At 58.1% G+C, this 26,286-nt stretch carries 22 protein-coding genes and 3 pseudogenes; 12 read left to right on the forward strand and 13 right to left on the reverse strand.

Annotation, left to right across the window (positions count from 1 at the left end; translation table 11 throughout):
* Window positions 1-40 precede the first annotated feature (40 nt).
* Window positions 41-1,204, reverse strand: a complete 1,164-nt coding sequence (locus GWE18_RS07495; protein ID WP_275185122.1) for a tyrosine-type recombinase/integrase — start codon at window positions 1,202-1,204, stop codon at window positions 41-43.
* Window positions 1,205-1,326: 122 nt separating this feature from the next.
* Between GWE18_RS07495 and GWE18_RS07500 the strand changes: the two are divergent.
* Window positions 1,327-1,907 (forward strand): annotated as a pseudogene (locus GWE18_RS07500) (adenylate kinase).
* Window positions 1,908-2,467: 560 nt separating this feature from the next.
* Here the strand turns inward: GWE18_RS07500 and GWE18_RS07505 are convergent.
* The 5 genes from GWE18_RS07505 to GWE18_RS07525 form a co-directional block, all read right to left on the reverse strand.
* On the reverse strand, window positions 2,468-2,818 hold the full coding sequence (locus GWE18_RS07505) for a hypothetical protein (protein WP_275185123.1): 351 nt from the start codon (window positions 2,816-2,818) through the stop codon (window positions 2,468-2,470).
* Window positions 2,815-3,564 (reverse strand): molybdopterin-dependent oxidoreductase, encoded by a 750-nt coding sequence (locus tag GWE18_RS07510; RefSeq protein WP_275185124.1) that lies wholly within the window; start codon window positions 3,562-3,564, stop codon window positions 2,815-2,817. The genes GWE18_RS07505 and GWE18_RS07510 overlap by 4 nt, the downstream gene beginning before the upstream one ends.
* Window positions 3,561-4,118 carry a molybdopterin-dependent oxidoreductase gene (locus GWE18_RS07515; RefSeq protein ID WP_275185125.1) on the reverse strand — a complete coding sequence of 186 codons (558 nt, stop codon included), beginning with the start codon at window positions 4,116-4,118 and terminating at the stop codon, window positions 3,561-3,563. The genes GWE18_RS07510 and GWE18_RS07515 overlap by 4 nt, the downstream gene beginning before the upstream one ends.
* Window positions 4,119-4,481: 363 nt before the next feature.
* On the reverse strand, window positions 4,482-5,900 hold the full coding sequence (locus tag GWE18_RS07520) for a TAXI family TRAP transporter solute-binding subunit (RefSeq protein WP_275185126.1): 1,419 nt from the start codon (window positions 5,898-5,900) through the stop codon (window positions 4,482-4,484).
* Between the two features lie 12 nt (window positions 5,901-5,912).
* Entirely contained in the window at window positions 5,913-6,863 is a 951-nt protein-coding gene (locus GWE18_RS07525) for a hypothetical protein (RefSeq protein ID WP_275185127.1), read from the reverse strand.
* A gap of 656 nt (window positions 6,864-7,519) precedes the next feature.
* On the opposite strand from GWE18_RS07525, the gene GWE18_RS07530 reads away from it, so the two are divergent.
* Both GWE18_RS07530 and GWE18_RS07535 read left to right on the forward strand, forming a co-directional pair.
* A complete protein-coding gene (locus GWE18_RS07530) occupies window positions 7,520-7,732 on the forward strand; it encodes a DUF2945 domain-containing protein (protein WP_275185128.1) in 213 nt (70 codons plus the stop codon).
* The gene (locus tag GWE18_RS07535; protein WP_275185129.1) at window positions 7,732-8,319 is read left to right on the forward strand and encodes a DUF488 domain-containing protein; all 588 of its coding nucleotides are present in this window, start codon (window positions 7,732-7,734) and stop codon (window positions 8,317-8,319) included. Before GWE18_RS07530 ends, GWE18_RS07535 begins: the two co-directional genes overlap by 1 nt.
* Before the next feature lie 1,043 nt (window positions 8,320-9,362).
* Here the strand turns inward: GWE18_RS07535 and GWE18_RS07540 are convergent.
* Window positions 9,363-10,064 carry a hypothetical protein gene (locus GWE18_RS07540; RefSeq protein ID WP_275185130.1) on the reverse strand — a complete coding sequence of 234 codons (702 nt, stop codon included), beginning with the start codon at window positions 10,062-10,064 and terminating at the stop codon, window positions 9,363-9,365.
* Window positions 10,065-10,256: 192 nt separating this feature from the next.
* Window positions 10,257-10,784, reverse strand: a complete 528-nt coding sequence (locus GWE18_RS07545; protein ID WP_275185131.1) for a hypothetical protein — start codon at window positions 10,782-10,784, stop codon at window positions 10,257-10,259.
* A 565-nt stretch (window positions 10,785-11,349) separates the two neighbouring features.
* Here GWE18_RS07545 and GWE18_RS07550 point away from each other — a divergent pair.
* Entirely contained in the window at window positions 11,350-11,583 is a 234-nt protein-coding gene (locus GWE18_RS07550; protein WP_275185132.1) for a hypothetical protein, read from the forward strand.
* An 892-nt stretch (window positions 11,584-12,475) separates the two neighbouring features.
* Here GWE18_RS07550 and GWE18_RS07555 read toward each other — a convergent pair.
* Both GWE18_RS07555 and GWE18_RS07560 read right to left on the reverse strand, forming a co-directional pair.
* Complete coding sequence (locus GWE18_RS07555; RefSeq protein WP_275185169.1) at window positions 12,476-12,556, reverse strand: hypothetical protein; 81 nt, start codon at window positions 12,554-12,556, stop codon at window positions 12,476-12,478.
* Window positions 12,557-12,899: 343 nt separating this feature from the next.
* Window positions 12,900-13,367 carry a hypothetical protein gene (locus GWE18_RS07560; protein ID WP_275185133.1) on the reverse strand — a complete coding sequence of 156 codons (468 nt, stop codon included), beginning with the start codon at window positions 13,365-13,367 and terminating at the stop codon, window positions 12,900-12,902.
* 911 nt (window positions 13,368-14,278) lie between these two features.
* On the opposite strand from GWE18_RS07560, the gene GWE18_RS07570 reads away from it, so the two are divergent.
* The 4 genes from GWE18_RS07570 to GWE18_RS07585 all read left to right on the forward strand — a co-directional run bounded on the left by GWE18_RS07570 (window position 14,279) and on the right by GWE18_RS07585 (window position 17,208).
* Window positions 14,279-14,710 carry a DUF4145 domain-containing protein gene (locus GWE18_RS07570; protein ID WP_275185134.1) on the forward strand — a complete coding sequence of 144 codons (432 nt, stop codon included), beginning with the start codon at window positions 14,279-14,281 and terminating at the stop codon, window positions 14,708-14,710.
* Window positions 14,711-14,736: 26 nt separating this feature from the next.
* Entirely contained in the window at window positions 14,737-15,090 is a 354-nt protein-coding gene (locus GWE18_RS07575) for a hypothetical protein (protein ID WP_275185135.1), read from the forward strand.
* Window positions 15,091-15,221: 131 nt separating this feature from the next.
* Complete coding sequence (locus GWE18_RS07580) at window positions 15,222-15,944, forward strand: response regulator (protein ID WP_342804230.1); 723 nt, start codon at window positions 15,222-15,224, stop codon at window positions 15,942-15,944.
* A gap of 1,084 nt (window positions 15,945-17,028) precedes the next feature.
* Entirely contained in the window at window positions 17,029-17,208 is a 180-nt protein-coding gene (locus tag GWE18_RS07585; protein ID WP_246738367.1) for a hypothetical protein, read from the forward strand.
* Window positions 17,209-17,362: 154 nt separating this feature from the next.
* On the opposite strand, the pseudogene GWE18_RS07590 reads toward GWE18_RS07585, so the two are convergent.
* Window positions 17,363-17,881: pseudogene (locus GWE18_RS07590) on the reverse strand (PH domain-containing protein); the annotation flags it as partial.
* An 857-nt stretch (window positions 17,882-18,738) separates the two neighbouring features.
* On the opposite strand from GWE18_RS07590, the gene lpxD reads away from it, so the two are divergent.
* The 3 genes from lpxD to GWE18_RS07605 all read left to right on the forward strand — a co-directional run bounded on the left by lpxD (window position 18,739) and on the right by GWE18_RS07605 (window position 23,128).
* The gene (gene lpxD, locus GWE18_RS07595; RefSeq protein WP_275185137.1) at window positions 18,739-19,761 is read left to right on the forward strand and encodes a UDP-3-O-(3-hydroxymyristoyl)glucosamine N-acyltransferase; all 1,023 of its coding nucleotides are present in this window, start codon (window positions 18,739-18,741) and stop codon (window positions 19,759-19,761) included.
* A gap of 318 nt (window positions 19,762-20,079) precedes the next feature.
* Entirely contained in the window at window positions 20,080-21,318 is a 1,239-nt protein-coding gene (locus GWE18_RS07600; protein WP_275185138.1) for a cyclopropane-fatty-acyl-phospholipid synthase family protein, read from the forward strand.
* A gap of 160 nt (window positions 21,319-21,478) precedes the next feature.
* Window positions 21,479-23,128 (forward strand): B12-binding domain-containing radical SAM protein, encoded by a 1,650-nt coding sequence (locus GWE18_RS07605; RefSeq protein WP_275185139.1) that lies wholly within the window; start codon window positions 21,479-21,481, stop codon window positions 23,126-23,128.
* A gap of 262 nt (window positions 23,129-23,390) precedes the next feature.
* Here GWE18_RS07605 and GWE18_RS07610 read toward each other — a convergent pair whose 3' ends face one another.
* Window positions 23,391-23,525, reverse strand: a complete 135-nt coding sequence (locus GWE18_RS07610; protein ID WP_275185140.1) for a hypothetical protein — start codon at window positions 23,523-23,525, stop codon at window positions 23,391-23,393.
* Between the two features lie 332 nt (window positions 23,526-23,857).
* Between GWE18_RS07610 and GWE18_RS07615 the strand changes: the two genes are divergently transcribed.
* Window positions 23,858-25,738, forward strand: a complete 1,881-nt coding sequence (locus GWE18_RS07615) for a HAMP domain-containing sensor histidine kinase (RefSeq protein ID WP_275185141.1) — start codon at window positions 23,858-23,860, stop codon at window positions 25,736-25,738.
* 298 nt (window positions 25,739-26,036) lie between these two features.
* On the opposite strand, the pseudogene GWE18_RS07620 reads toward GWE18_RS07615, so the two are convergent.
* Window positions 26,037-26,286, reverse strand: a pseudogene (locus tag GWE18_RS07620) (hypothetical protein); the annotation flags it as partial.

Here is a 26,286-nt window from a genome sequence, read left to right on the forward strand (position 1 = left end):
TAGGGAGCGCCATATCATCGCTCGCCTCCAACATTTTCAATCACTTAGACCCGCGTTTGTGTAATTGGGTCTCGATGTTTGTGTAAGTCGCGTTCGCGCTTTGATCGGTGATCCGCTTCGGCACCTTCGCGACGGCCTCGCGCATCTTCGCCGCGCCGCTGTCCGCAAGCTTCTTCTTGTTCGCCGCCTCGGTGTACCTTTGAACCTCGGCAAGTGACTTGTGGCCCGACTTCGCCATCAACTCATGCGTCGTAAAGCCTGCCTCGGCACCGCGCCGCATGCCGCCTTTCTTGAGGCCGTGCAGCCGGCACTGATCCGGCAAGCCTGCCAGCTTTACCCAGCCCGCGAAGTCGTTGCCAAGGGCCTTCTTGCTTCGCACCTTGCCGCGCTCGGTGTGCAGGTACGTCAGCGGAACGACGCCATTGACGACGCTCAGCCTCGGCATCGCGTCGATTGCCTCCGCCAGTGCGTCCGACATCGGGATATCGACGTCATCGGACCCATGCGTGCGCTCGATCCTGATCCGCCGCTCGCCCTCGCCGCCGACATAGCAATGCTGCGGGCCAAAGCGGACAACCTCGCCGCGCCGGGAGACGGTCTCCAGTGCGAACTCGAACACCAGCCGCTGCTTGGTCCCCAGCTTCCAATGCTTCCGATAGGTCGCAATCTGATCGTCCGTCCAGGTCCAATGGCCCTTGGACTTCGGCAGCTTCACTTGCGCGATCTTCTCTGCGGGATTGTTCTTCCGCATGATTGGCACCGCGTGCTGCAATAGATGCTTGATCGCCTTCAACCATGATCGCCGCGATGACAGCGAGGCGATGTCGTTCATGATCTTCACAAGGTGCGCCTCTTCGATCAGGCGCGCCCGCTTGGGGCCGTGCTTCAAACGGAATTTTTCGATGATCCGGCGCCGCGCGTCCCTCGTATCCTCAGCGAGCGCGCTCCAGTCGGACGACTTGTAATAGGAAACGCAAAGCGCATCGATCGTGCCGGGTGTCGTTCTCTTCTCGCCAATCTCGACCGTTGCATCTGGCAACGCGGCGAGCGCCATCTGATAGGCGTCCATGAACTCCTCGGAGCCCGGCAGGCCGGGCAACGGGATCGCCTTGTGCCCGCGCTTGCGAAAGTAGTACCGCAGCCGCTTGTCGGCGCGGTCTCTGTTCGCGAACTGATTGACGTATTTCAATCTAATGCGTGCCATCGTTCTCGTTGAAAACCTCGTCCCATTCATTGTCGGTTGCCGAGCGCTCGAGGATGCGTCGGTGTAGTTCTGCTGCCAAGCAGTATCAGGCCGAAGATCAGAAATCCGCAATGGAGAATGCAATGAGGATTGTTCTTTTGGGACCGCCTGGATCCGGAAAGGGAACTCAGGCGACCCGATTGGCTCAACGGCTGGCCATTCCGCAATTGTCCACCGGCGATATTCTGCGCGCCGCAGCGTCGGCAGGAACTCCGATCGGGCGAAAAGCCCAGGCGGTGATGGAACGCGGCGAGCTTGTTCCAGACGAGCTTGTAGTTGCCGTTGTCGCTGAGCGCATTCTACGGCCCGATGCCAGGCATGGATTCATACTCGATGGATTTCCTCGCACCATTGCCCAGGCCGTGGCACTTGACGACATCTTGCTGACCAAAGGGTTCGATCTCGACTGCGTGGTTGAGTTGAAGGTGGATGAAGAAGTCTTGTTGGGTCGCATTCTCAATCGCGCCAAAGAAGCAAAGATTAACGGTCACACTGTAAGAGCAGATGACAGCGAAGGTGCATTGAAAGTCCGCTTGGAAGAATACCGCAAGCAAACAAAGCCCTCGCCGACTATTATCGCGCGAAGGGAATTCTCAGAAGCGTCGATGGCTTACAACCAATAGATATCGTGGCGACCTCACTCCTCGAAGCTCTCGAGGCGTGACGCGACAGATTAATCCGCGACTACTTTTCGTGAAAGTCGAAACCGGGAGGCTCCAATGTCCGCCGACACCTGCGCTGACAATCCGGAAGCGGCCGTGCCGCCATGCGCTGTCGACGACGCGGGTCACAACGGTTTGTCCTTGGTGGTCTCAACCGGTCGACGCAGCACTTTAATCTTAGAGAGAAGATGGAGTGCATGGTGATGTGCCCAAGGCTTCACTGCGGCAGAGAAGGCGGACCGCATCCTCTAGGGCCGCAATGGGAAACGCGGTGCGACGTTCGCGATGGTGCCATCTCACAGAGCGCCCGCTCAAGATCTCCGAGCGCATTGTTTATTTCGCGTGCAGGCGAATATGCCAGGATTTTCTGGACGTAACCGATCCTACTGACTATGTCCGCTTACGGGTGTGCTGACCGTAGTCAACGGCTACCATAGGCCGCGAGTACCGGTTCCGCGGCTCTGCGGAAGTTTGCAGCGGGTGCGCAGCCTCGGCAAACGAAAGCCAAACTGATCCACCTTGAATATAACTCAATGCCGATCTGCGCACAAAGCGAAGACACTCACTTGGCAAACGGGTTTTGCCAACCTCTGCGACCCGTTGGCGCGCGCGGCGGATAGGCCGCTTCGAGATAGTTCAGCACCGTTTCGCGGTCTTTGCCGTCGAGCGGCGGCATGTTGTGGCTGCGGACCATCAGGTTGAGCGAATCCTCCCACCGCGCGCGCGTCATGCCCTGCTGCGCCACCAACCGAAAACCGTGGCAGGCGGTGCAGGCGTAAAAGGTCTCGTCGCGGCCGGCGCCCGCGGCGAACTCTTCCGGGCTTTCGTCGCGCGGCGTGAAGCCCGTTTGCGCCATCGCCGGCGCTATCCAAAGCGCGCCGGCCAAGGTGAGCCACGCCAAACGCTGCATCATCCGACCAGCACGGCGATGCGGTGCATGGCGTTGCCGCCATAGCCTTGCGGATTCCAGAAGCCGGCTTGGTGCGGCTGCATCGCGCCTTTGGAATCGGTGGCGCGCGCCCAGATTTCGAAATAGCCGTCGCTCGGCAGTTTTACGGTCGCGGTCCAGCGCTGCCAGTCATATTTGTTCGTCGGCTTTTCCAGCGTGGCCCGCTGCCAGCTCGCGCCGAAATCGGTCGAGAGATCCACCTGCTTCACAGTGAGATCGCCGGCCCAGGAGGCGCCGCGCAGTTTCAGCTCCTTGGTGCCGGCCGCGAACTTCGCGCCATTGGCCGGATTGGTGATGATCGAGCGCACCGGCATCGACTCCAGGATGCGGAAGTTCGCCGGGTCGGCCTTGCCGCCGGGCACCATCGGCTTGATCGCGGTGCGATAGGAAAACTCCGTCATGCCGGGACCATCATGGTCGCGGTCGCGGATGGTGATCCGCGTCAGCCATTTCTGCGAGGCGGAGCCCGACCAGCCCGGCACGATCAGGCGCACCGGCCCGCCATGGATATTCGGCAGCGGCTGGCGGTTCATGGCCCACACAATCATGGTGTTGGGGTCAAGAGCCTTCTCGATGCGCACGCCGCGCGAAAGGCTCGGCTTGCTCGGATCACCCGACAGGTGCAGGTCGGCCGCATAGTGGGCGGTATATTTGGCGCTTTTCTTCAGGCCGGCGGCCTTGAGCAGATCGGCGAGCGGCACGCCTGTCATTCCGCGCAGCCCGCGCCGCCGTTGGTCCATTGGTTGCCGCGCGCCGGCGGCGAGAATGCCGCGCGACCGTTGCCGCCACACTCCAGCACCATGCGGCGCGTCACCGCCTTGTGCTTCGATTTCAGTTCGCCGAGCGTGATCTCGATCTTGTTGTTGACCTCGCCTTCGATGGTGATTTTCCAAGCGTCGGGATCCTTCGTTTCCTCAGGGATCTGGCCGTTGTTGCGGATGTAGAATTTCTCGATCGGCGTGGTGTCGTCGTGGAGCAGGCTTTCCGGCGTCTCGGCGACGAGCGGTTTTTCGCCGAGCACGACGAGCTTGTCGTTCTTGCCGGGGAATTTCAGATATTGCGGTCCCTTCGGCTGGGCGGGTGCGGCAGCGCCACCGGCTTGCGCATGGGCGCCGGGAATGCCTGGGCCGTTGCCGGATAGCGGCACGGCGCTCCCAATGATCGCTCCCATGGCAGCCAGGCCTGTGCTGCCGAGAAATCCGCGCCGGTTGGTCTTGAAGCCGGTCCCGCCGTTCGCGGCGTTCCGCCCGGTTTCCCGCGCCATGATGTTCCTCCTTTATTGCCTGATGTTGTGTTCTTGTTAGCAGGGCTTCCGCAAGGACTCCCATATTGGCCTGAGTATTTGCACTTTGCGGCCTTGCCGTAAGCCTCACGCAATTCGTGATCAGGCCACCGTGCCAAAACGTCGCCGCCCGCGCTCAGACGGACGCACTGAACACGACGGGAATCGACGCGCGAACGGGCGAGCACCTTCCCTGGCGCTTGCCGTCCACTTCGCATGAGCTCCAGCCGTCGGCTCCCCCGTCCGTCTCTACCTAAAGAGTCCCGACAACCGGCAGCCGACACGTGCGTCAAGGCGGAAGATCGGGTTCGCAGCGGATGTCTTTCCTGTGACATTCTTGCGAGTCTAACGCGCCGCCGCCCGTTCCGCCTTAGACTCGGCTAGAAATTTCGTGAATCTGGCGAAAAGCATTTCCCGTTCTTCGGTGGAGAGCGTGTTCCGACCCGACGAAGAGACGTCGCTCTGTATGAATTTCTCGAATGCCGCCTTTAGCTCGGGTGAGGATTGGCCGAGCGTGCTGTCTGGTTTGGCGGATACGGCTTGATTTCGGTGGGCGGCAAGCCATTCGGCCGCGGGCTTAAATCGCACCCAGCCAGGCATTTCGGCCGAAAGATTGACTTCGCGCCACTTGGGATGCCTCGACGGGGTGTTGAATTGATTGATCTTACCGAAAAACGCGTCGATGAATTTCGCGACCCTCTTGTACCGCGGGGAATTCTCCGGCCAAGTATAGGCGACAAGCAATGCCCGGTTCGCGATGGTCGGGACAGAGCTCCCCTCTGCGATCAGGTTCGGATAGTTTTGATGGGTGATCTCTGCGGGAAGATAATTTGCGAACAAATCGCGCAGGTCATGATTTCGCAAGCTTTCCTGATCCAGCGGGAGGAAATGCACGCCGTCTTCCTTCTTCACCTTCGCCAGGGTGGCCTGCGGCGCTCCCGTGAGGATGATCATTGCCGAGATGTCTCCGGACATCAGCCTCTTAAGTGCTTCATCGTTGTCGTAATAAGAGCGCTGCACGGGGATGTTGAGGGCACTGAAAACGGTATCAGCGGTCACTTCGGTCTGGCTGTCCTTCAGGTTGAAGTTGACCTTCTTGCCCTTCAGATCGTCATAGGACTTGATTTCGTTTCGCGCGAGAACATGAAACTCGGAATTGTAGAGCTTCGTGATATATTGAACGCGCTGCTCGATATTGGCATACAGCACCGGATCCTTCTTCTTCAGGAGTCGAAGATTGTCCTCGTCGACGACAGCCATGTCCATGTTCTTGAGAAACAGCACATCATTCACGTTTTGAAGTCCGCCGACCCCAAGAACCGGCAGAACGCGCACCCCGTCCGGCCCCAAATCGTTCACGACGTTCCGGATGTCCTCAGTGAACCTGGCGCACGTACATGAGATGCCGGACACCACGACCGTGACGGCGATATCGTTGGCCTGACGCTTTTTTTCATCGTAACTGACCGCCGGCTTTTGGCTTTGAGCCACCGACTTTTGGCTTTGAGCCACTGGCTTGTGGCTTTGAGCCAAAACAGGACGCAAGGGGACTGTTAAGGATACAAAAAACAAGAGGAACGACAGGCACACGAAGAGATTTCTAGCAGTCGCGGTGAAGACGCCCATAACTTTGCCCTTTGCTGTGATCTGCGGCTCATTAAGTGCGTGCCGCGAAGTAAGTGCCGCGTCCGAAATTCGGTTGGACTCGGTCTGTTCGTTTGCGGCGAACATCCATCGGCAGTAAACGGCTTTGAAAACTGTCATACGATGCGCCGATTATTGCCGCTTGCTTGCGAGCAGTTCGAGCCGCTGAGGCGCCTCCGCCGATCCGAACTTTTTGGCCTTCTCGTACCAGACTCGCGCCATGGCTACGTCCGGCACGAAGCCATGGACGCCCATTTTCTCCAGGATCACTGGATCGTAGGTTCCGGCGAGCGTCATGGCGGCGCGCGCATCTCCGGCGTTAGCCGCGCGCCGCAGCACGAGGCGAGCCGCGGCGAGATCGCCACTCGCGATCAAATCATCCGCTCGCCTGAGCGACGAGGCGATTTCATTAGGATCGAGGTGGCGGATCGCATCTCCCGGGATCATGGGCTCTGGGACAGGTGCCGGCGGCAGAGCGGCAACGGGTGCCCCAGCCGGCGGCGCTACGGCAACTGACGCTGGAGCGCCCGGCGGTGTGGCGGCGGGGGCGCGGCCGTCCTGCATCGCACTCTGATAGGCCGTCGTGATCTCCTCACGCGCCGGCACCGCCGCGACCGTTGTGGCGGCTCGAAAACCAGCGGTCTGATTTGCCGGCGCCGATAGCCGCGCGGCATCCGTGGGATTCCTCAACTGTGTGTCATGTGCCGTCGATTGCGCGGGATCAGGCTGCACCGCTGCGTACGGCGTCGGAAGGGAAGCCGCAATTGAAGCCTTCGCGTTGACGATGATGTCGCGTGTGGCATCCGAAGAGAACATCGCTAATAGAATTGCCGCGGCCGCAGTCGCCAAAACGCCTGCCAGAACTCGTGCCGAGATGGAACGTCCGCCGTCCTTGCGCAAGGGAGTCACGTATTCGCTCGGATCTGGCACACCGTCGTAATCGGAAAGAAACACGGGGACGGGATCTTCCGTGTGCGAAGCGGTTCGGACTGATAGTTCGTACTTGTAAGGCGCCACTCGACGATCGGTCTGTACATCGACCTCAGGATCGTATGGTCGAAAACGCGGTGTCTGGTCCACCATGTTGACGCTCCCAGTACTCTAAAGCGACGATTGGGGCGTTGCCGGAAATTTTTCTTACTGTTCTTATTCCAGAGGCGCCTTGTTACCGAGCACCGATTCAAGCGCCTTGAATGGGTCCAAAAAGCGACCAAGGGTTGGAAAAACGGGAGTCAACTGTTCCCGGTATCGGGATCATGGACGGCTCACCTTCTTCCTTTGTACATGCCGCCGCGTATTCTTCGCTCAACTCGTCCAGCCATTTCAGCCATCCCCGATATGGCAATCGGGGCGGCCTACACATCGTCCTTTCGGCGCTTGCTCGGCGTTTGAGCGATCCAAGCAGTGAGACTAGTCAACTTGTTGTCACGATAGGCGCGGAAATCCTGAGCGGTCGGCACGTTGTCGAGAGTTTAGTCAACGTCCGCTTTTGTGGAGGTTGCGGATGCCGGCCCCGTGCGCGCTGCCACACCGTCATGGGGCCGGCATCCGAAAACCCACACAACGGACGTCACCGGACCTCAACGTCACGCCACATCGCGGCTGATCGATCCTCGCTCTCGCCTGTGCAGCGCGCCACGGTTATTCGCCAGCAGGAGGAACACAAAATGAGCGATCAAAGTTATACAGACGCGCTCTTTGCATCGCGCGTAGCCTTACGAGCGGACCAGGACTGAGCCATGGCCAAAACGTTCAAGGTTGGCGACCACGTGAGCTGGAATTCAGAAGCCGGACGTGTGCGGGGAACGATCGTTAAAGTGCACAAGCGAGCCGTCAATTATAAAGGCCACATCCACCGTGCTACGCCGGAGGATCCGCAGTATGAAATCAAGAGCGACAAGACCGATCACGTCGCCCTGCACAAGGCCGGCGTGTTGAGGCGCCTCGGCTGATGGCCCGGCGTGAATTCGAAAGCACAGCAGCCGGCGCGAAGTTTCCGTTTTTCACCATTGGCCATTCCACGCGCCCAATCGGCGAATTTATCGATCTGCTCGCTGCCTCGGAGATCGGCATCGTCGTCGATGTGCGCACTGTTCCGCGCTCGCGGACAAATCCGCAATACAATTGCGAAAAGCTTCCGGAGTCATTGTCGGGATTTCAGGTCGCATATGAGCATGTCGCCGAACTCGGAGGCCTCCGCGCACGCGCAGAGGATATTGCGCCTGAGGTCAATGCCTTCTGGCAGAATCAGAGTTTTCACAACTACGCCGACTACGCGATGAGCGGCAGTTTTCGCTCCGGCCTCGCCCGGATTCGCGATCTGGGCCGCGTGCGGCGCTGCGCCGTGATGTGCGCGGAGGCAGTGTGGTGGCGGTGCCATCGTCGGATCATCGCAGACTATCTGATCGTTGGTGGCGAGCAGGTGTTTCATATTCTTGGACCGGGCAAAGTCGCAATAGCGAGCCTGACGCCGGGGGCCCGGCCCGGGCCGGGAGACACAGTGACCTATCCGTCGCTAGTGGCGGAAGCGGGTCCATGAGTCAGTGTTGCGGGCCTAACAGTTCAAGCGAAACTGCTGGCAGTCCACTTGCCGGAGCACGGACGTCGCTTTTGGGTCAATGGCGTCGGTTTGACGATATCGGCGCCACTTCCGCGTTTGGCTCCACAGCGTCCACATAGCCGGCGATTTGTGCGACCTCGGCGAAAGGATCGTCCAGGCGATCATTGAAAGTCGGGGCCGCTTGCGACTCGAGACTCGATGATAGGGGTCTCAGAAACCCCGATCTGGACCGAGGTTTCCGGCACCCCGGTGGGTCCGCGCGCGACCCGCCGCTTGGACTTGCGCACCCGCGCACGGTGCGATGACCGATTCCGGCGAGAAGGCCTGCCGGTGACCGCACCGGCCGCAGCGCAGCTGCCGAGTCGCAAGTGGGCAGCGCCGCATTGATCTGACCACGATGACCGAACGCGCCGCCGGACCTTCCAATGGTAGCGGAGCGCCAGCATGATACGCGCGTTACAGGTTGAGGCCGTTACGCTCAGCGTTACAAGTTTACGCGCGCTGCCGCTGAATGGCCTTTGGGCATAGCTTCGCCCTTTCTCTCCGTGATCTGGTGAGGGCCGGCAAAACTTAGCCGCTTCTGACCTTCACCAAGTCACGCCCCGACATGAGGGGCCGGGCATTTGCGCCCGGGGATACTAGTTACCCTTCGCCTGCAAGCAGGCCCACTGCCGGCGGCGTTGGCGGCAGTGTCTCTAGGGCGCTTTTTTCGGCGCGCCCACAATGCGAGCGGCATGTCATCAAGCCCGCACTGCCTTTCACCGTCCCGGGGGCTGCCCGGATCATCACGTCGCAGGTCGCAATGGGCACAGCGTTGCCTGCACTGGTTTGTTTCCGACATTGAGCGGCCGGCGCGCTGCGATCATTCATGGCGGCTTCTTCGAGAGGCCGGCGGCGGGTCAAGATCGGGAGAAGACCGCAGCCATTCTCGCGGCGCGGCGATCTGGTCGGTCGCTCTGCATCAGGTGGGAACCTCCGAGCACCTGACCGAACGACCGGGACCACCGGCCGCGCGTTGGTGCTCAGGATGATCTATCAGGGAGGATCGGCTTGACCTCGTCATAGTTGGCGAGACGCTTCGAATTCCTGTTCCAGTCATCCTCCGTCTCTTCATGCCAGCAGCTGAAGAGGTTGCTGCCAATTACCCACTTCGTTTGATGATCGTGGCAGAAGAACCAATGAGAGCGGCCGGTGTTGAGGAAACCGCTTGATTTGCCGCAGATCGGGCAGCCGCCGAAATAGCTTTCGGTCGCGATCTCAAATACCGGTTCGATCTTGACCGGCTGTTGTGGCCCATCTTCCTCTTTCCATCCATTGACCCAGGCGATGGCGAGCGCGGTGAACTGCGGCCCGCGCCGTTCGATTGGTACTTCCGAGCGTTTGCGTTCGGCCTTGCAGGCGTCGACGCCGCACTGACGGGCGGCTGCGATCGTGGCCTGGTCAGCGTGACCGCGGTCGACCACTTCGTTGGCAAGGCGTTCGATTTTGTCTTGCTTCGCGCGCCAGCGTTCCTCGTAGGCACGATATTCGGCCGCGTTGCGATCTTCGACTCGCTCGACCTCCGCACGCCATTGCTCATAGGTCGGCGTGCGCAACCGGCCGATCAGGCTGCGCAAAGCACGCGCGGAGTCTTCGAGTTCCTGGGCATGGCTGGCGAGCCGCCAATCGATGCGATCCTCTTCGAGACAGCTTTCGCATACCCGGATGAGGCCGCCGTCCGGCAATCTGGCTTCTGCAGCGACCAGATTTTTTTCGGTGCAGCCCGCCGCATATGGTGCAGCTGCGGCGAAAGTACCCAAAGACCTCAACGAGCTTGATCTCGATAGCCATATTGTTGCGGCCGTTCATTGCGTGGTCTCCTCTGGTTGAAGTTCTGTGGCGGCGTGACTCCTGCGCGGGGGCCGCCCGCGCATGGATCAGCTGCTCGGAAGCTCGTGTTGAAGCGGCGCCGCGTTACGGTCGGGGGCGCCGTTACGGTGTGCGTTACGGTGCGTTACGCCCTCAGCGTTACGCTTGCGGTCCCTGTAACGGCGCTGGCGATCGGCGTTGGTCGTCGACCGTTCGGGCGGCGGTTCCGATCGGCTCGTGCCTGGCGGCTCGGACCGCTTCAGCGGCTCGCCGAAATAGGTCGTGGTGATGGTCTCCGGCCAAAGCTCGTCGCGCCCGCCGACCGCGTCGCATACGCGGTCGAGTAGATCAGCTGTCGCCTCCTGGCCGTGGCGCCTTTCAAAGTTGTGGACGATGCAGGCGAGGAAGTCGCCGATATTTTGCTCAGCGACCAGGACCCGGTCGGTCTCGGTATCCTGCGGGTCTTGCTGCTCGATCTCCAGGTCGTTGTCGACGGTGATCCGAACCAAGGTTTCGCACTGCGAAGGCAACGCAATGACCGGCTGGTCGTTAAGCAGTGCTTGCTGTTTCGTTTTGTCGGAGGTATCTGTCGCCATGCGTCTTGCTCCTTTTGGCGAGGGGGTAAAGCGCGTTCACGATCGTGACTTTGAAACCGGTGCCGTTGGTCGCGGCGCCGGTTTCGCGTTTCAGAACCAGTGATGATGGACAGAGAGGCGCGCGCGAGCGGTCGCGGGCGGCGGCGGGGACCGTTTGTAACTGTCGGAAAAAGCCGTTTAGCTTCAATGCACCCGCTTGGGAGCGTTTGTGCATCCAACTATTTGATTTTGCTTGTCTGGGCCACTTCCCTAGGGAGCGCCAATCTTTTCAAGTACTTAGCCTAGATCGGGAGCGCTGCCGTAGTTCTTCGACCAACAATCGACCAATAATCGAAGGGCTGTGAGCGCTTGGATGCCAAGCGTGTGGATTGCTTCGAGCGAACTCCTCAACCACAGCGGGTAACCGATCTTGATCCCGGACTGCTAGAGCGGACGAGATCGCGCGGAAGATTTCCTGTGGTGACGCGTCGGCTTCGACACGTCCACTCAACGAGGCTTGGAGTTAAGTTAATTGCAACCTTTTCCTGATCACGTGCTTCTCCTCCTCGCGTAATGGAGGGCTATGATGAACACTGTGGTGGATCTGGTTTCTCTTCGTGAGCTGGTCGCGGATAAAGAATGCCGCAGTCCCAATTACGACGGTGCGAGCGCCAAACCTTTAGGGGACGTGCGCTGGCGGAATCGCGCACAGGCCAAAAGCTCTTTCAGCGATAATCAAAAGGCTTTAACTCAGGAGCTTCCAGAAAAATCTCGCAAGTTCCTTGAAAACTTTTTAGCTGACAGGGGATCGCTCCTCTGAGCGAATAATTCGGATGGGCTCCGACGCGCGTGCGTGTCCTGATGGTAACACGCGTCATGCTGATGACCGCGACGATGAACGGCGCGTTCGCCGATAGGTACGGCCATAGCCTGAAAATCAGGCGGGGGTAGAGTTCGCAGCGATTTTCTTCTTGAGGGCCTCGGGAAACCGCGGTGCTCTTTTTTTCGTTCCGGCCTCGCTATTGTTAATGACGCGTCGGCGGACGCCTTCAATGATCTGGCTGACGTCCGGCTCTTCACCCTCTTCACCAGAATTTCATTTGCAAGGCATACCGGCTCCACAGTCGCAGCCGATGTCCTTATCCCATGCCTTATCAGGGTGATTTTCGCAGACCCACCCGATGCCGTGGCAGATGGGGCCATTAGGGTCTGTCACCACGCGGCGACCTAGCAAGGTTTGCCTGCGCGTCGCTTTCTGATTGCCGGAGCCGTTCGATCTGCTCTCGGAAGCTCACCGGTAGCTCTCGATCTTCTTTGAATGACGCGCGTAGTCGTTCACCAATCTTTTGGACGATCGCGAGACTATGGGTGGAGTCGATGTCAACAGGCTTTCGCATAACATCACTCCCAGGGAAAAACCGACGCCAATGTCGGGTAGCCGACTAAGACACGGATCAGGATTTCGTTCCGCGTTTTCTGAATATTTGTTCAGATTGCTTGTGGAACTCTGCGAAACAATTTCCACGTAGTGGATCAACGTCTGTCTGGTTCTCTGCAGTTGAAAACTCAGTATACTAACTTCGTGCATTGCCTGGATGCCCAACCGGGTAAGACGAGGACGGCCCCAGCAGCTATGCCCCAGCCCCCAAAAAGCTGGGGCCGTTTCCTCGGGCCATATCGGCAGTTTAGCCTCCGACCTTCGGCATCCACCACTATTTCCGAGACAGCCCCTTAAACGAACTCGAGCGCAAAAGTCCTTCTGAAGTGATGTCGCGGTATTCGACATCAGCCACGAAGGTTGGCTCAACCCATGTGGCCCTCGGCTTCCTGATGGGCTTTGTGAGCTTGGACTTTGGGCTGGACTGTATCGAGTTGCTTCCGGATTTGGCTTGAGACGGTGCGTGACCATCCCGTTCCGACCTTGCCCAGATAGACCAAGTCCTTGCCTTCCTCCTTTCCAAGGTAGAGCGCGGCGACGCCGCTAGGGTCTTTAACGAAGCCGACGACCGGGAATTTGCCCTTCTGAATGGTTTTGTTTTTCAGCCAAGCTTCATTGCGGCCGGAGCGGTAGGGCGCGCCTGGGTTCTTGGAGATGATGCCTTCCCAGTTCAGCTTCGCGGCGTGTTCAAATAACTTCTATCCGTCACCGGTGAGATGTTCGGAGTAGAGGACTGGCAGTTCAATCGCGTTTTCGCCGAGCAGGTCTAGCAGCGCTTGCTTGCGCTCGATTTGCGGGAGGTTACGAAGGTCACCGTCACGCCACAAAAGATCGAAGGCGTAGAAAACTAGCCGGTCCTGCCTGCCTGCCGCCGACTCCGCTTGCAGTTCTGAAAAATTGGGTCGGCCTTCATGGGCGACGACCGCTTTGCCGTCGATGATGGCTTCGCCGGGAATATCGAGCGCACCGGCAATCACAGAGAAGCGCTTGGTCCAGTCGAGCCCGTTACGGGTGAAGACCTTCTTCCTTCCCCTGTTGATGTGGACCTGGATGCGGTAGCCGTCGAACTTGATTTCGTGAAGCCATTGCTCGCCCTTCGGCGCTTTGGACTTCAACGTTGCTAGCTGAGGCTTAATGAAGCCCGGCATCTCAGTACGCTTTGACAATTACTCAACTCACAAAAAAGCCCGCCGGAAAGCGGGCATTCTTGCGCAGTTTTCAGAAATCTCGAACAATAGGAGACGTGATCGTTTCTGCCACTACCAATACCGCACGGCTTGTTCAGAAAGTAATCCCGGTTACCCCGCGCGGCTTCGGCGTACTGGTCGATCGCGACAGTGATCGCTTGGACATGTTGGTAACACCAACCTTCGCGCGGTGCTAACTGCCGAACTTCCGCAAGCGCTTTGATCCAGGGCGGATTGTCAGCTTTGTCGTCATACCATTTCAGGGGATTACTCATGGACGTTATGAGCCGCTGTGAATGAGCGTTGGGCAGAAAAGAACGGTCCCAGCCGTGGGGGAGGCGATGGGCTAGGGACCGTCCCAGGTTGGTGGATGCCTTTTTCTGCGGCGGGACACCCTCCGACTATTCCAAAGAGTTCCACACACCAAAGGTTCCAAACTCAACGATCACCTGCGAAACGACTAAGATTTGCATTGGACCTACAGCCCGATGATGAAGGTCGCCCGGTATTGCCCTAGCGCAAAGGTTGCGAAACACTCCCGCCGCGTCGAATCGGAGAACGTTCGTTGGCAGTTCGGGCGAGCAGATCAAGATCACAGATAACTAGAACGAGGGAAGACGGAGTGACTGAATACGTCGCAAACTGTCCAAGATGCCATGCCAACAGAACGACCTTTGACGTCCTTTCAACCACAGTCGTTGCCGTCCAGTATAGCTGGCAGCGTTTGTATGAGATGTTCTGTCGATGCCGTCACTGCTCACGTACAACTACCTTCGTGTTAGCCCAAAAAAATCACGCAGATGGGGATGCGTTAGACACGAAACCTCCGGAAGCAATCTCCGGAAGCATCAGCCGCTATTTCGAGCATAAGGGATACGTCAGTCAAAAGGATGAAGGCGCACCGAGCCACCGGACATGTCCCGGAGAATTTAGCCAAAATTTTTGCAGAGGCCACCAAATGCGTCGCTGTTCAGTGCTGGAACGCAACGGGCGCAATGTTTCGCCTGTGCGTTGATATGACAACAGAACCATTGTTGCCGGAAGCAGAAACTGAAGGCTTAAATTCTCACACGCGGAGAAATCTTGGGCCACGCGTAGAATGGCTATTTAAGAATGGCAAATTGCCAGCTGAATTATTTGCCTTGTCGGACTGTATCCGCGAAGACGGCAACGACGCCGCACATAGAGGCGCGTTAGGCAAAGAGGATGCCGAAGACCTGTTGGACTTCACCGTCGCTCTGCTCGAAAGGATGTTTACTGAACCTGAGCGCCTAAAGCTAGCGCGGCAGCGCAGGCAGGAAAGAAAAAAGCCGTCAGGCTAGTTTTTGCAACCTAAGACGAATTCAAAATGGCTATTCTCACAAAATTGAACGTTGCCAGACATCAGCTTGGCACCGCTCTCGACCTCTTTATACGAGACCGCGATCCTATCGCTGTTCAATGTTTGGCTTGTGGCGGCGGAGAACTAATCGACGGTATTGCCGCCTCCAATAATATTCCGACATTCTCAACCTACATGTTGGAAACCGTACCGGATCTGGATATTCCCAAATTGCGGTACCTGCAGCGCAAATACTGGAACGCCTTCAAGCATATGAATGGAAGAGACGGAAAGCAGCCGCGCGACGATACTGAGACATTGGCCGCGTTCAATGACACAAAGAATGATGCTGCACTCTTCGTCGGCTGGTGGCACTACTAGACCGGCAAACTCCCGCTACCTGTCCAGGTCTTCCAGACAGCCGGACAGAATCCGTTAAGATTTAACATGGCTCAGGTTGCGTTTGCTGATATCCTAAGACCCTTCTCGGGGAGAGACCTGTGCAGGGGTACGTGCATATTGTCGATGACGATGCGTCCTTCCGAGCAGCGATGGAACGTCGTTTGACGAAAGCCGGTTATGAGGTCGCCACCTATGCTTCGACCCAGCACTTGCTGGATCGCTTGCCGAGCGAAGGTGTCCCGAGCTGCGTTCTCCTTGACGTGCGGATACCGGAACTGAGCGGTCCGGAACTGCAAGAGCGCCTGGGCAAACTTGGTTTGACGCTGCCAATCATATTCCTCAGTGGGCATCCCGATATTCCGGCCACGGTTCGCGCTATCAAGGCGGGCGCGGATGACTTTCTGATCAAGCCTGTATCCTCGGATGTACTTCTTCAGGCAATCGAGCGGGCGATTGCGCATCATGAATTGACGCGAGCCTTGAAGTGCAAGCTGGATATCGTTCGCGCCCGCATCGGGACACTCACGCCGCGCGAACGGCAGGTCTTTGAACTCGTCGTTCGCGGTAACTCCAACAAAATGGTCGCCCGCGCATTGGGCGGGACAGAGCGCACTATCAAGGCCCATCGCCACAGGGTGATGGAGAAGATGCAGGTACGGTCCTTGCCGGAACTTGTGTCCCTTGCCGAGCGGGTCGGCATGGGGTCGGCTACTGGACAGACGGCGCGATGGACTGGCGACCTTGATCTCCTGCTTCATCAGCGCGGTCTTGCTGATCTGGATCGTCCGAGTGATACGGCCCGCTTGAAGACATCGGATCCACTCCGACGGTAAGAAAGGCTTGCTTCGGCCAAGCCCACATCACAGCACCGGCAGACCACAGCGAGCAGCCCTTGTATTATTGTCTACGAGAAAAGGACCATCGGAGCGACCGATGGTCCCAAAAGCCCTAAAGCTTTTCGTTGGCAATGCCGCCAGTTAACTGCACGCAGACTGGCTGGCTGCGGCAGGGTTGATGCTCGCTTTACGCTGGCCTTCTGGACACTGGCCCTTGGACGCTGGCTTTTGGACACTGGTCCCGTCGGACGCTGGTTGCCATCGGCACTGGTCGCTTTCGGCGCTCGTCGTTTTCGGCTCGGGATGGTGCGAGAAACCCGCTCAATCAACCGCCGACAATCCAACAACCGATCCGACGGACAGTCCAGACGACTATCAAGAGTTCCTCTATGAAATTTGGGTCACCGAGACTGTCAAAACACCGCGCCGACGTTCACAGCTAATTCCGCTTGGGGATCGGTCGTGCGTCGGTCTATCGAGCGCTCGACGCGTGATTTAATCAATGACCCGCAACGAGGGTCGGGGGATGCACTCTTGTTCAGGATACCCGGGGAGGGAAAACGCCTGACAAAAGCATGCTTTTCGCTGTAAGCGCAGTCGGCATTTGCGTCAAATTGAGAACTGATGAGCATACGCCAGTCAGGAGCGCTTCGCGATCAGCAATAGGAGAAGGCAATGAGGGGGATTGGAGTAGCACTTGTTCTACTGTTCGCCGCCCGTCTAACAGATCAGCATTTTGCTGAAGGAAAATACACTGATGCAGCAAAGCGCATGATCACACAAATAAGGCATTCGACCGGAATCCAAATCGCCGTTGGTATGCTGCAACGCCAGACCGAATCCCGGTTCGCTAATTCTTGGACCGCGCCATTCGTGTAGATCCAAATGCGCTCGCCAGTGACGCCCGCAAAAGCTTTTGTCTTAATCGTAAGTGGATTCAACCTCCAAGCTGTCCGCCACGACGGATGACGCTTCCACGTTCGCGGGGAGGAGCCGCATCAAGCTTGGAATAGCAGGCTTTGCAAGCGCTAGTATAGTGAGAATAAGCTAGAACTAGCTATTTCGCATGGAGGGGGTGCCAATGGCCGATCCAAGAGACGTGATCTACGCCGCGATTCATTCCGCGTTTGTCAAATATCCCAAGGAAGATGATCCCGCTTCGCACGATCATTGGATACAACCGGAAGAGGCCGCTCACTTGACGAAGGTGGTCATGACGGAGCTTGAGACCAACGGGTTCGAAATCGTGAAGAGGAAATAGGTGCGGGGACGCACTCATGAAATCCGATTTCGCGATTGGTTGGCCGGGTTCGCCTAGGGCTCAGGAGCAGGTAGGAATGTTATGGACGCCCCGCCGGGGGAAAATTCGACGTGAAGCCGCCTGTCACACCAGGCGTGATCTGCGTGCCAACCGGCCTTGTCGTGATGGCGTTGCGAAACGCGAGCGGCGAGGCAATGGTGGAAATGGTTTGCGTGCCCTCGCCGACGCCCTGAATGGTGAGGTCACCGTAGTCCATAAGGCGGCCAAGAATGCTCTGGTTGACGTCGACGCTCTCGACTTTATCGAGGCTCATCTCGAAGCCGCGATCGCAGTGCTTCTCGCTATAACCGCTCGCCATGCAACGGTTCTTTTGCGCTGCATCTATTTGCGCCTCACATTTAAAATAGATGCCCATTGCGTCCTTGATGTCCTCATCGGTCCAATCACTGGCCGGCTTGCCAAACACCTCCGGGTTCGCTCCCCTGGGAAAGTCGCGGCGTACGTCAATTGCGATGTTGCCTAACCGATTGAACGCCAGACGATGCTGCCCGCATCCACCGTTGGCGTCGAAGTAGTTCTGCAACCAGCGCTCTTCGCCAGCATGGCTTTTAGAGGTGGTAAGAAAAATTGTTAGTGAGGCTGCGAAGAAGCAGCAGCTAATCGTTCGTAACATTAGTGCCCCCGACCTTTAAGCGAGGTCTTTGGACAAGGATGGCGATAAAAATCGCAATATGACTTTGGCAGAGAGGTTACGGAACCAACAATTTCGTGGAGTTCAGGCGACGTGCTGGAAGAGGTCCGTCGCGGACGCGCGCTCGTAGGCGCCGCCGCCGGCACCCATACTTGCCCGGATAGAGCGTCCTGAATGGATGCCGCACAATTGCGGTGTTCATGAAGTTTTATATTTGCTTTCGCCCCGGTCGCCTCACTGGCGCGTTGGATCGCGTCGATATTCGCGTGCGCAGGATCAATTATGTTTCCTGAAGGAGAGAAGACACGAAGCTATGCATCGCGTTAGGGACGACCCTGTTTATGGCCGGGTTCCTGACCACAAGCGCCGATAAAGCGAGCGCCATGGTGCATGGCCAATAGGTTGATTACCGCGCCAATTGCATCGTGAGGCCCGGCGTCGTGCTGTGGCCGCTCCGGTGACGCGAGAGGAGTACGGCCTGGAACGCCGATGAACCGTGTCGGCTCGGTGGATCGGGTAGGCAGGCGCTGACCCGTAACGCCGCCAGCCTAGCTGGCATCGATCGAGGTGGATAACCGGCGATTACCGCCGGCAAGGAGGAAGCCCGCGACGTCATAGCGCCGCGGCGCGGACATCTCGTTTGTAGATGCGGAGTTCATACGAAGGCGGGGCGCTGCTAGAGGTAGCGGGCGCGGCAGGCGAACCGCCCCACGGCGGCGCGCACGTTGCGCCCGATAAGGGGCTGACGCATTTGATCTGTATCAACGCGCCGATCGCTCCGTTGCACCAGTCAAAAAGGGTAACCCTAGCTGAACCGGTTCGCTAGCAGGGAAACGCGGATGGTTGAAGCAACTTTGGGCAACGCAAGGTTCTTTCGCCGAAGTGGGCCATATTCGCTTGCAGTTGTTGCGAGTACGGCACACGGGGTTGCGGATGAACTCGAACTGCTCCTCGAAGGTGTGGCCCCCTTGCAAACGGCTGGCTCGAATGAAGTGAGTTTTCTGGATAATCGACGTTATGCGTCGGCACTCGATCAGACATCGGCCGGTGCTGTGATTGTGCATCCTGATATGGCAGCGCGAGTGCCTGCTGGGACAGTGGCGATCCGGACCACCGAACCCTACGCGGCATGGGCGCGTGTTGCTGCACTGTTCTATCCTGTGCCTCCAGTTTCTCCCGGCATCCATCCGTCCGCAATTGTCGCAGAGGGGACGCGCGTCGATCCGTCTGCGGAGGTCGGGCCGCTGTCCGTGATTGAGGCCGGAGCAGAGATAGGACCTGGCTGTCGGATCGGTCCTTGCGCGGTTATCGGCAGCGGCGTTGTCGGTCGGGACTGCCGGATTGGCGCACATGCGAGTCTAAGCCACGCGCTTCTGGGAGCACGTATCTACGTCTACCCCGGCGCCCGGATCGGACAGGAAGGGTTTGGGTTCGCCTCCACCACAGATGGATTTCTATCTGTTCCCCAGCTTGGGAGAGTTATTCTTGAAGACGATGTCGAAGTGGGTGCGAACACCACGATTGATCGAGGATCATTGCGAGACACGGTGATCGGTGCCGGCTCCCGTCTCGATAACCTCGTCCAGATCGGCCACAATGTTATCCTCGGCCGGTGTTGTGTCATCGTCGCACAGGTCGGTATTTCGGGTTCAACCATATTAGAGGATTTCGTTCGCGTCGGGGGGCAGGCGGGTATGGCCGGGCATCTTCGGATCGGTCAAGGCGCGGAGATCGGAGCGCAGGCGGGCATTATTTCGGATGTGGATCCAGGCGCTAAAGTGCTTGGCAGCCCTGCTCAGCCAAAAAGAGACTTCTTCCGGCAAATTGCCACGCTCAAGAAGATGGCAAAGGGAGAAGGATAACACGGTTTGTACCGCATGAGCGGTCTACAAAGTACATGAGAATATCCGCTTGCGACTTCCGTTGTTAGCACCAAGCGAACACGCCCGCGGATACCCGCATGTCCGATCTTCGGGGATAGTGTTGCAATGTCTTCAGTGACGCAAAAAGATGCTTTTGCAATACTATTGCTGAACTCAAGTTCCGATGAGCACCCGAAACGTACCTTGATGGTGCAAAATTCGATTCCGTGAGATCGTTCAGCGCTGCTTCGTCCGGCGCCCATGACCTCTTTCGGATACATTGCTACAGAGACTTGCGGCGCCACGGAGGACTGCCACGTGCGTTTGTTGTCCAATCTGCTTCGACGCTTCATCCGCCAGGGCACTCTGCGAGTCCGCGACGCCGAAGGCAAGATCCATGTCTTCGGCGAACGTCTGCCCGGGCCCGACGTCGCCATCCACCTCCACGATCGCAAGCTCTACACCACGCTGTTCATCAATCCGGAGCTATACGCCGCTGAAGCCTATATGGACGGCAGGCTCACGCTGGAGGGCGGTGCTGCAATCCATGATTTTCTGCTGCTGTTCTCAGTCAACCGCGCCGGGCTTTATGCGTACGGCTCACAGAAGCTGATGCGGCGGGTGTGGCGCGGCCTGCGCCGCTCGCATCAGGCCAATCCGATCGGGCTTGCCGCCGCTCATGCGCGCCACCACTACGACATCTCGACCGAGCTTTACCGCCTGTTCCTTGACGATCAGATGCAATATTCCTGCGCTTATTTTCGAGACCCCGAGCATGAAACGCTCGAACAGGCGCAGCGCAACAAGCTGATTCACGCCACTAGCAAGCTGCAATTAAAGCCCGGCATGACGGTCGCCGAGATTGGCTCCGGCTGGGGCGGCTTCGCCATTCATCTGGCGCGCGAAACAGGCGCCCATGTCACCGCGGTTAATGTTTCGCCCGAACAGATCAGGGCAGCACGCGATCATGCCGAGGCCGCCGGCGTCTCCAATCGCGTCTCGTTTCGCGAGTTAGACTATCGCCAACTCACCGGCCAGTTTGACCGAGTGGTTTCGGTCGGCATGATGGAGCATGTCGGCATCCGTCATTTTGATGAATATTTCCTGAAAATCCGTGAGCTCCTGGCGCCTGACGGCTATGCCTTCATCCATTGCATCGGCCGGATGTCGCAACCCGGCACCACCGGCCCCTTCATCCGCAAATACATCTTTCCTGGCGCCTATGTGCCGGCGCTATCCGAGACCTTCGCTGCCACGGAGCGCTGCGGTCTGTGGTGCAACGACATGGAAGTGCTGCGATTGCATTATTATTACACGGTGAAACACTGGCGCGAGCGCTTCGCCAAAAATAGAGCCCGGGCTGCTGCGATCTACGACGAGCGGTTCTGCCGGATGTGGGAATTCTATCTTGCCGCCGTCGAACTCGAATTCCTGCATGGCTCTCACATGGTGTTTCAAATTCTGCTGTCGACCAAACGTGATGCGGTGCCGATCACGCGCGACTTTATGATCGACTTCGAGCGGGCAGCCTGGGCGCGCGAGCAGACGGCCGGCTGAAGGACGTCGAATCGGCATTCCACCGACCTTGCTGACACGCGTCGGGATGATCGAATAGATCGGCCGATCACTTACGGCAATGGAACTCTTCGGAAGAAGCGCCCCCTTGAGTCCCGGCAAACTGCGTGACACCCTGCGCCCCAAACCTACGGGGAGGCACATGACGATTCTCTGCCGTGTCCTAATGGTCTATCCGGAGTTCAATCCGAACTCGTTCTGGAATTATACGGAAGCCTGCGAACTGGTCGGCGCGAAGTATCCGGCCGCGCCACTCGGCCTGATCACGGTCGCCGCCATGCTGCCGAAGCATTGGGACATCCGTCTCGTCAACCGCAACACCGAACCTTTGACGGACGCAGACCTCGACTGGGCCGATCTCGTGATGATCGGCGGTATGCTCAACCAGCAGCCTGATTTCATCTACCTGATCGATCTCGCCCACCTGCACGGCAAGCCGGTATGCGTCGGTGGACCTGACGTGTCCTCCAGCCCGCATCTTTACGCGGACGCGGACTTCCAGGTGATCGGCGAGGCCGAGCAAGTCATCCAGCACTTCATCGCCGCCTGGGAAAGAGGTGAGCGTAAGGGCGTGTTCATCGCCGAGAAATTCAAGATCGACGTCACCCTAAGCCCGATGCCCCGCTACGATCTGATTAAGTTCGATCACTATCTCTTTATCGGCGTGCAATATTCGCGTGGCTGCCCATTCACCTGTGAGTTCTGCGATATTATCGAGCTATATGGTCGCGTGCCGCGCACCAAGACCAACGATCAGATTCTCGCCGAGCTGCAAGCGCTCTACGATCACGGTTATCGCGGGCATGTCGATTTCGTCGATGACAATTTCATCGGCAACAAGAAAAACCTTCGCACGCTACTGCCGCAGCTCCAAGCCTGGCTGGAAGAGCGCGACTATCCGTTCGAGTTCTCGACCGAAGCCTCGATCAATATCGCGGACGACGATGGTCTGTTGCAGGCGATGAAGGACACAAATTTCTTCGCGATTTTCGTCGGCATCGAGAGCCCGGATCCAGAGGCGCTCGTGCAGATGAGGAAGAAGCAGAACACCAGGCGCAACATCGCGGAGTGCGTCCATAAGATTTACGGCTACGGCATGTTCATCACCGCGGGCTTCATCGTCGGGTTCGATACCGAGAAAGTCTCGATGGGACAGGCGATGATCGACGTCATCGAGGAGACGAACATTCCAGTCTGCATGGTTGGACTACTCTATGCGCTGCCTGGTACACAGCTGACACGGCGGCTAGCCAAGGAAGGCCGCCTGCACAACGGCCATGACCTCATGAAGGTCGAGCAGGCGGGCGACCAATGCACGCTCGGATGCAATTTCGACACCAAGCGTCCGCTTCGTGACATCCTTGTGGATTACAAGGCAGTGCTCGATCACGTTTTCTGCCCGACGGCATACGCGGGACGGCTGTCACGGCTCGCCGTCATGCTTGACCGCTCCGACCGTCGCCGCGACCTGCCAGACGGCGACATGCGCAAGAGACTTGGCGGCATCGACAGCGTACACAAGGTCATGCGGATCCTACCGGAGGTTCGCGAGCCGTTCTGGAAGGCCTTCGTCGAGATCGCTAAGACCAATCCAGGCGCGCTGCGTTACATCGTGATGCTGATGGCGCTATACCTGCACCTCGGGCCGTTCTCGAAGCGCGTGATCGGTGAGATTGACCGCCGCATTGCCGAGTTGGACGGTAGGCATCCGGTGAGGGCCATGGAGTCGTCTGCTTGTGCTCGTCCGGTAAAGGCCACGGGTAGTAATAACCCGAGGAATGAGCAAGTTTAGTCCGTGAACTCCTAAAGATGCAGAAGCGGACATCCGCTCGATCAAAATGCACAAGGAACAGGGACCGGGATTGGTTCGGGCACTGCGACCGGCGCGGCTTCTGATCAATGCTGGGACGTGAGCACCAACATGGTCCGCGACAAAGGTGCTGGCGGCTCGGCGTCCGGCAGCAGCGCGACTGGCAGCACCACTGGGACTGCGGCTTCCGGGTCTGCTGGCATATCTGGTGGCACAAAGGGCGGTGGTTCAATCCCTGATTCCATCAAGGCCGCTGCACGCCCTGCTGGAATGCCGAATTGCTAACCACCTGGTTGCGGGTCGTCGGATTGAGAACACCGCAGTAAGGCGAGCCGCACGGACAGGAGATCAGAATGACGCCGCGCGAGCGCAAAGACATGCCTTGGCTTCTAATGGGCTTTGCCGTCGTCATCATTGTGATGGTCGCTAGCGCCGTTTCCCGTTGGCTTTAACGGACAGTAAGGCCGCCTTAGTGGCGGCCTTTTTCATTTCTTGATGTCACCTCTTGGCACTTTTGAGACATGCTCACTGGCCTGACGACGTCCATTTACAGGGAAAGTCCGGAAGTTATCGACGGAGGGCCAAGCCGACGCGATTGACCCATCTCGGACAACGGCTCTGGACCCACAGCACGTCTGGAACAACTCTTTTTCCTGTCAATCATCGGGGCAAGCTCCTACGGTGCTGATAATTGCCGGGAGTAGGACGGTAATGCGTTTCTGGCCGACGGCCTTATCATGGCGACGGTTTTGCGCGCGGACCTTCACCGCTGTGCTTGCCGCCGCATTGTTGCTGGCAACGTTGTGCCAAAGTCAGGCGGCTGATCCAGAGCCAAAGCGCGTTCTGATGCTGCAATCATTCGGCCTCCGCTTCAAGCCATGGACCGATTTCGCAGCGTTTCTTCGGCCTGCAATGATCAAGCAGTCGAAAGTCCCGATAGACTTTCAGGACCACTCGCTGTTGACCGCTCGAGTGGACGACGACAGGGCGCTTGCGCCATTTATCGATTACCTACAAGCGTTGTACGGGGCAAAGCCTCCCGACCTCATTGTCGCTCTCGGTGCGCCAGCCGCCGAGTTCGTGCAACGATACCGCAATCGTCTTTTTCCCCAGACACCGATGCTCTTTACTTCCGTCGAGGCCCGTCGTGTCCAATACGACAAGCTAACCGGATACGATACGGTGGCCGCTGCGGCTCATAATTTTCCCGCCGCTATCGAAACCATCCTGCAAGTGCTGCCCGACACAAAATTGATCGCGGTGGTAAATGGGGCTTCCCCAAATGAGGTGTTTTGGCAAGGAGTGTTCGAGCGTGAACTCGCGCCGTTCAGCGGGCGTGTTGAACTGCGATGGTATAACAAGCTGTCATTTGAGGACATTCTGAAAGACGCGGCACATCTTCCACCTCACAGCGCCATTTTCTGGCATCTGATGAGCGTTGATGCGGCGGGTATTACGCATGAGGGCAGTACTGCATTGCACAGGCTCTCCGCCGCCGCCAACGCCCCAATCTTTTCTTATCTTGACGGATTTTTCGATGGCTCGATTGTCGGCGGCTCCATGCATTCGGTTGAGAAGGGGATGGTCGTCGCAGCCGCAGCGGCAATTCGCATTCTGAACGGTGAAAAGGCTGGTGACGTGAAGGTCGCACCCTCCGAATTTGAACTGCCGAGGTTCGACTGGCGTCAAATGCAGCGCTTTGGCATCGGTGAAAGCAATCTGCCTCCTGGCAGCACCGTTTACTTCCGAGAGCCAAGCGTATGGCAGCGATACTCGTGGCAAATCGCATTCATCGCCGCCGTGCTTCTGATACAGGCGGGCCTTATCATGGTCCTGTTGCAGGAACACCGTCGTCGTCAAATAGCAGAAGTGCAGTCGCGGCAGCGCATGGCTGAACTTGCCCATGTCAACCGCTTCGCGACGGCTGGCGAACTGACCGCCTCCATCGCTCATGAAATTAACCAACCGCTCGGGTCTATTCTGACCAACGCCGAAACCGCAGAAGAAATCCTGAAATCATCGAGCCCCGATATCGGCGAACTCAGGGAAATCGTGAGCGATATCTTACATGATGACCGGCGCGCCACCGAAGTCATCCGGAGGATGCGCGCCCTTCTGAAAAAAGCACCGTTTGAACAGAAACAATTCGATCTCAATGAAGTCGTGCAAGAGACGATCAGATTTTTTGCGGCATTAGCCATTGGCCGGAAATTTCAATTGGTGAGTGCCATCACACCGGAGGCGCTTCCCGTTCTCGGCGACCGCATTCAGCTTCAACAAGTCATCTTGAACCTTGTCATGAACGGGATAGAGGCGATGAAGGACACGCCGAGCGAATACCGCATCATCAGCATCCGGACTTCGCGGGCCGAGAACTTTGCAGAACTGTCGGTGTCGGATCGCGGACCGGGCATTCCCGAGGACAAATCGAAAGAGGTCTTCGACCCGTTTTACACCAGCAAGCCCGAAGGCATGGGCATGGGATTATCCATCGCGCGCACCATTATCGAGGCTCACAAAGGGCTGATATGGGCGGAAAATCGCGATCACGGCGGCTCGTCCTTCCGGATTAGCCTTCCTCTTGTCCAGTAGTTCGTGACCGACGGCGTGACCCACACGAAGCAGATCCGATTTCCGCCTCTGGCACGAAACGGACTAACCGGGCCAACCTGACGATGTCCGTTGAAGGGGGCAGAGCGGAAGTCGGCGGTACGCAGTCAAACCGACGCGATTGACCCATCTGAGACATCAGCCGCGCATTGCGGTAGAGCAACACTTCGTCCCCGCACACAACCGCGGGCGGTGTTACTCGTCAGGAATCCATATGCGACAATCCGAGCCACCATTCTCGTGAAAATCAGCAGTGCCGGGACGCCGTCAGAATTCCCGCTTACCAATAGCCCCAAGGCCGCCCGCCGTACCCGTAAGGTCGGTAGAAGCTAGCGGTCCCGGGTTCCTGGATTGCTTCCCAACTATAGTCGACGGGATAGTAGCTGTAGCCGCCGTAATACGGGCCGACGGGGTAATAGCCGCCGTAATACGGGCCGCCCCCATAATAGCCATATGCGCTGCTCGCGATCGCGCCACCGACTAGGGCACCAGCAAACGCGCCCGCTCCCCAACCCCGACCTCGATAACCC

The organism is Bradyrhizobium sp. CSA112 (genome assembly GCF_029051645.1).
Lineage (GTDB): Bacteria > Pseudomonadota > Alphaproteobacteria > Rhizobiales > Xanthobacteraceae > Bradyrhizobium.

Bases quoted from the DNA above. Each gene is read 5' to 3' on its own strand.
- GWE18_RS07495 (WP_275185122.1), bottom strand. From the start codon at position 1,204: ATGGCACGCATTAGATTGAAATACGTCAATCAGTTCGCGAACAGAGAC.
- GWE18_RS07505 (WP_275185123.1), bottom strand. From the start codon at position 2,818: ATGATGCAGCGTTTGGCGTGGCTCACCTTGGCCGGCGCGCTTTGGATA.
- GWE18_RS07510 (WP_275185124.1), bottom strand. From the start codon at position 3,564: ATGACAGGCGTGCCGCTCGCCGATCTGCTCAAGGCCGCCGGCCTGAAG.
- GWE18_RS07515 (WP_275185125.1), bottom strand. From the start codon at position 4,118: ATGGCGCGGGAAACCGGGCGGAACGCCGCGAACGGCGGGACCGGCTTC.
- GWE18_RS07520 (WP_275185126.1), bottom strand. From the start codon at position 5,900: ATGACAGTTTTCAAAGCCGTTTACTGCCGATGGATGTTCGCCGCAAAC.
- GWE18_RS07525 (WP_275185127.1), bottom strand. From the start codon at position 6,863: ATGGTGGACCAGACACCGCGTTTTCGACCATACGATCCTGAGGTCGAT.
- GWE18_RS07530 (WP_275185128.1), top strand. From the start codon at position 7,520: ATGGCCAAAACGTTCAAGGTTGGCGACCACGTGAGCTGGAATTCAGAA.
- GWE18_RS07535 (WP_275185129.1), top strand. From the start codon at position 7,732: ATGGCCCGGCGTGAATTCGAAAGCACAGCAGCCGGCGCGAAGTTTCCG.
- GWE18_RS07545 (WP_275185131.1), bottom strand. From the start codon at position 10,784: ATGGCGACAGATACCTCCGACAAAACGAAACAGCAAGCACTGCTTAAC.
- GWE18_RS07550 (WP_275185132.1), top strand. From the start codon at position 11,350: ATGAACACTGTGGTGGATCTGGTTTCTCTTCGTGAGCTGGTCGCGGAT.
- GWE18_RS07570 (WP_275185134.1), top strand. From the start codon at position 14,279: ATGAAGGCGCACCGAGCCACCGGACATGTCCCGGAGAATTTAGCCAAA.
- GWE18_RS07575 (WP_275185135.1), top strand. From the start codon at position 14,737: ATGGCTATTCTCACAAAATTGAACGTTGCCAGACATCAGCTTGGCACC.
- GWE18_RS07585 (WP_246738367.1), top strand. From the start codon at position 17,029: ATGGCCGATCCAAGAGACGTGATCTACGCCGCGATTCATTCCGCGTTT.
- lpxD (WP_275185137.1), top strand. From the start codon at position 18,739: ATGGTTGAAGCAACTTTGGGCAACGCAAGGTTCTTTCGCCGAAGTGGG.
- GWE18_RS07605 (WP_275185139.1), top strand. From the start codon at position 21,479: ATGACGATTCTCTGCCGTGTCCTAATGGTCTATCCGGAGTTCAATCCG.
- GWE18_RS07610 (WP_275185140.1), bottom strand. From the start codon at position 23,525: ATGTCTTTGCGCTCGCGCGGCGTCATTCTGATCTCCTGTCCGTGCGGC.
- GWE18_RS07615 (WP_275185141.1), top strand. From the start codon at position 23,858: ATGCGTTTCTGGCCGACGGCCTTATCATGGCGACGGTTTTGCGCGCGG.